The organism is Streptomyces sp. SP18BB07, from assembly GCF_036322545.1.
Classification (GTDB): domain Bacteria; phylum Actinomycetota; class Actinomycetes; order Streptomycetales; family Streptomycetaceae; genus Streptomyces; species Streptomyces deccanensis.
This window is the reverse complement of record NZ_JAQYWT010000353.1, coordinates 1-4325: the sequence shown is the minus strand read 5'-3', so window position 1 is coordinate 4325 and position 4325 is coordinate 1. Positions and strand designations below refer to the sequence as shown.

The following is a 4325-nucleotide window of genomic DNA, read 5'->3' as shown; positions in this document are numbered from 1 at the left end:
GCTGACCATCATCCGCGGGAGCGATGTCGTCGGCGCGTACGGCCACAGCCCCGACCGCCTCACCGCGATCGCGGAGAGCGCTTTCGCCCTGCTGCCCCGCCCACGCCACCACTGACAAGGACACGGCCGGCCTCGTCGCACAGGACAGGCTGCGTGCACGCCTGGCGCCTCGCCATCCTGTCGCTCCACCTCCACGGGGCCGACGACAACTGCTTCCCGCACGTCGAACAGCCCAAGACGGTCGCCGACCACATCCTGGGCTTCCTGAACAGCTGCCCCCTCCCACCACCCAGAACTCGAAGGGTCGACCGAACCATGACTGACAAGGAACGGCAGGAGGCCATGGCTGTGACGACTCCTTTCGTGGAAAAGCACCGCGGCACCGAGGCCATGCTGGCCCTCCTCGACGCGATGGACCAGATGCCGAGCGCCAGGCGGCTGCGGGCCCGCTCCTACGAGCTGCTGTCTCTTGTCCCGGACTCGTCTGTCGTGGACATCGGCTGCGGTGCCGGGCGGGCCGTCGCCGAGCTGGCCGAGCGGGGCGTCCACGCGGTGGGCGTGGATCCCGATCCGTGGATGCTGGCCGAAGCCCGGAAACGGTGGCCGGCGGCCGAGTTCCGGGAGGCGGGGGCGGAGGAGCTGCCGTTCGCCGACGGAAGTGTGCGCGGCTACCGTGCCGACAAGGTCTTCCACGCACTGCAGGAGCCGTGGCGCGCGGTGGCGGAAGCGCGGCGCGTCCTCTGCCCGGGCGGCAGGATCGTCCTGGTCGGGCAGGACTGGGACGCCATCATGGTCGACTCTGATGACGCGGCGCTCACCCGCACGATCGTGCACGCCCGCGCCGACCTCCTGGGCACGCCCCGCGCCGCCCGCCAGTACCGCAACCTGCTCCTGGACGGCGACTTCAACGACGTCACCGTCGAGGTGCACACCAGCGTGTTCACCGATCCCGCGATGCTGCCGCTGCTCACCGGGCTCGCCGAGTCGGCCTGCACGAGCGGTGCCGTCGGCCGTGACCAGGCCGATGAGTGGCTCGCCGAACAGCACCGACGCGCCGAGGCCGACCGCTTCCTCATCGCCATTCCGTTCTTCGTGGCTGCCGCCTCCGCCTAGAGAGCAGATGGAGCACGGGCTGCGGGGATCCGCGTGACCGGGGAACGGTGACCACGCCTGTCAGGCACTGGTGGTCGATATGGGTTTCCTCGGCCGGCTGGGGGTGGCCCCCTTCCGTGCGAGATGCCTGGTCATGAGGGTGATGACGGCCCAGGTGATCAGGGTCTCAGTACTGGATGCCGTTCGTAGTCCCGGGCATGGCAGCATGCGTGCAGCCGGTGCGGCACCCGCAGCCAGACCACGGTGGTCGCCACAGTTGCGGGCCCAGACGACCTCGTTCTCCCGCTCGTATTCGAGGAACTCCACTCACGCTGCAGCGGCGGCGATATCCAGACTTTTCATCCGCGCCCTGTTGGTCATGGTCTTGGCGAACAGCCGGCCGGCGATCGGCAGCCGGGCGAGGCGGATCATCACAGACCGAAGCAGCAACTCGGCGCGGTTGCCTGGGGTGAAGAAACTGCGCTGGCTCACAGCGTTGCCGAGGTGGTGGTCGATGAACGGGCGCAGGTGGTCCTCCCAGTCCTGCAGCGCTCGTGGCACGTCGTGCGGGTGGCGTTCCAGCATGGTGCCGAGCAGGTCCGCCCCGGCCAGGCCGGTGGATGCCCCCATGGCGGAGTAAACGGTCAGGCACCACGCGGCGTCGCCGACGAGCACGACTCGGCCGCGGTGCCAGTGGTCGAGGTGCACCTGCTCGGCGGAGTCGAACAGGTGGTCCGGGGCCTTCTCGAACTGGTCGAGCAGCCAACCCAGCGTGGAGCCGGTGGGCTCGGGGCCGTAGGCGGCGCGCAGCGAGTCGATGGCCGGCCGGGTGAACTCGGCGTCCACGTCGTCGGTGCGGTAGGAGAACAGCACCGTCGGCGGACGGTCGGCGAACGAGAACACCCACACCGATCGGCCCGCCTCGGCCATGACCAGCCCGTCCTGCGGGCCGTAGCCAGGTACCGGCTCGGGCAGGCCGTACACGGCGATCATGTAGTTCAGCCGGCGGATCGGGTTCTGCTCGGGCTCGAACGCGAGCCGACGTACCGTCGAGCGCAGTCCGTCTGCCCCGACCACCAGGTCGAACCGTTCGACGGTCGTCGTTTCCGTCGTCAGGTCGCGGATCTCGACGTGCACCCCGTCGAGGTACTGGTCCAGCGCGATCGGCACGGTCGAGTACCGGATCTCGACCTCGTCGGGCAGGGCGGTGAAGGCCGCGTCTTCGATGTCGCCCCGCATCACCATTCGAGACCCGCCGAACACATCGGCGTAGCCCAGACCGCGGCGGCGCCGGCCCGTGCGGTCGACGTCGTAGCTCACGCTTTCCGGAGCGAAGCGATTCGGCACGGCATCGGCGAAGCCCAGCCGTTCGGCGGCGGCGAGGCCGGTCCCGAACAGGGCGATGAAGTATCCGCCGCGGCGCCGCTCGGGGGCCTTCTCCAGCACCACCACGTCCCAGCCCGCGCGATGCAGTCGCAGCGCGGAGGCGGTCCCGCTGATCCCGAGACCGACCACCAGGGCCCGCTGTCGCGATGTCGTGTTCTTGTCCATGGGATTGCGCTCCGACATTGTCGTGTCCTTCATCCGGTGGGGGTGGGTCGGCCGTTCAGGAAGCCGAGGATGTGAAGTCGTCGAGGCGGGCGAGGAAGTCGAGGAGTGCGGCGTTGACCTCGGCGGGACGCTCCTGCTGCTTGCTTGTTGGGCATGGCTGAACCCGTCTGGAACTGGGCTGAGATCTCAGAGCTTCAAGATCACCCTGTGGCCCCTTGCGGGCTCACCTCGGAGATCCCCTGGAGGGCCGCGTCGGTGTCCGCGGTGGCCGGCATCCTGTTGGTGTCGGCGCCGGCCGCTGCGGAGGCCCCGACCTGGGCGACCAGATCGGTGGCGTTACTGGCTCCGCGCGTGCGGAGCCGGCCCTTCGGCATTCAGGATTCAGGTGCGCGCGGGCGTCGTCTGCAGGAACAGCTCGAGCAGTGCCAGCAGCGTCTCGGGCGCGTCCTCGGTCGGGAAGTGGCCGGCGCCCGGAAGCTCGACCACGGGTGCGTCGGGGTAGCTGAGCCTGAACGACGGGATCACGTACTCGGGCAGCAGTGCGGTGTCCCGCATCCCCACCGCCAGCATCGCCGGCACGGCGCGCAGCGCGGCGACGGCTTCCATGGGCGGCGGGCCGGGCGGGGGGCCCTGCGGGCCCTCCAGGACCTGCCGGGGGAAGGCGATGACACCGCGGCACTCCGCCGGGGTCGAAAAGGGGCTGGAGTAGGCGCGGATCCAGGTCGGCGTGGCGATCTCGGGCCGGGCGACATGCTGCAGGTCGATCATCAGGTGGGCGATGGTGTGACCCGCATTTCCGAGGATCTGATCGAACGAACCGTCCGAGAGCGCCGAGTGGGCCCACTGGAACCAGCGGCTCTCGACGCCGTTGGCCTTCATGAGAGGGGCGATGTCGTCCGCGAGGGGCAGCACGGTGTTCGTGGCGAAGATCCGGGAGATCCGGTCGGGGTGACGCAGCGCGAACCCGGTGCCGATGGGGCCGCCCCAGTCACGGAGCACCAGGGTGATGTTGGTGAGGTCGAGCGTGTCGACGAGCAACGATTCGAGATTCAGGATGTGTTCGCTCGCGTCGTACGTGCGGTCCTGCGGTGTCTCGCTCTTGCCGAAGCCCATGTGGTCGGGAACGACCACGCGATGGTGACGCGACAGCGGCCCGATCAGGTGGCGCCACTCGTAGCCCCAGGTGGGCTCGCCATGCAGCATGACGATCGCCTGATCGGGCCGTTCAGGGCCCTCGTCGACGTAGTGCTGGCGGAAGCCGGCAGCCTCGTCGAAGCGGGCGGGATACGGCCACGTGCCGTCGAACGTCTCTTCAGCAGCAATCACGGGATCTCGCGCCTTCCGGTGCGGTGTCGTCCGTACGGACCACGGTCATGCGGTCCTGGGGTGGGTGGGTTTGAAGCAGCGTTCACCGGTCGGCTCGCTCCAGTGCTGAGCTGCATGCTGCAGGTGTGCACGCGGCCCGTCCGGCGAGCTCAGCACCGTTGTTTACTGAACAGTCCGAAACCTAAATGGTTCTGTACTGGGTTGTCAATTACGGTGGGTCGGCTTTACCTTCGATGCATGGCGAGACCACGAAGCTTCGACCGCGACCACGTCCTGCATGCCGCGGAGCGGCAGTTCCGCGCTTCGGGCTACAACGGCACGAGCGTCGACGACATCAGCGCCGCCACCGGCCTGGG

Annotated in this window: 4 protein-coding genes; 2 read left to right on the top strand and 2 right to left on the bottom strand. The window is 68.9% G+C overall.

What is annotated here, in order from left to right; all coding sequences use genetic code 11:
• Positions 1 to 390: 390 nt before the first annotated feature.
• A complete protein-coding gene (locus tag PUR53_RS35775; RefSeq protein ID WP_329894906.1) occupies positions 391 to 1113 on the top strand; it encodes a methyltransferase domain-containing protein in 723 nt (240 codons plus the stop codon).
• A gap of 306 nt (positions 1114 to 1419) precedes the next feature.
• On the opposite strand, the gene PUR53_RS35770 is transcribed toward PUR53_RS35775, so the two are convergent.
• Together PUR53_RS35770 and PUR53_RS35765 are read right to left on the bottom strand one after the other, a co-directional pair.
• Positions 1420 to 2676, bottom strand: coding sequence for an FAD-dependent monooxygenase (locus PUR53_RS35770; protein WP_329910999.1), 1257 nt, complete (start codon positions 2674 to 2676; stop codon positions 1420 to 1422).
• A gap of 348 nt (positions 2677 to 3024) precedes the next feature.
• Positions 3025 to 3969 carry an alpha/beta fold hydrolase gene (locus tag PUR53_RS35765; RefSeq protein WP_329894903.1) on the bottom strand — a complete coding sequence of 315 codons (945 nt, stop codon included), beginning with the start codon at positions 3967 to 3969 and terminating at the stop codon, positions 3025 to 3027.
• Positions 3970 to 4206: 237 nt separating this feature from the next.
• Between PUR53_RS35765 and PUR53_RS35760 the strand changes: the two genes are divergently transcribed.
• On the top strand, positions 4207 to 4325 hold a 119-nt coding region (locus tag PUR53_RS35760), incomplete at its 3' end, for a TetR family transcriptional regulator (protein ID WP_329910948.1).

Excerpts from the sequence above, each read along its gene's own strand:
- PUR53_RS35775 (WP_329894906.1), top strand. The coding sequence starts at position 391 with ATGCTGGCCCTCCTCGACGCGATGGACCAGATGCCGAGCGCCAGGCGG.
- PUR53_RS35770 (WP_329910999.1), bottom strand. The coding sequence starts at position 2,676 with ATGAAGGACACGACAATGTCGGAGCGCAATCCCATGGACAAGAACACG.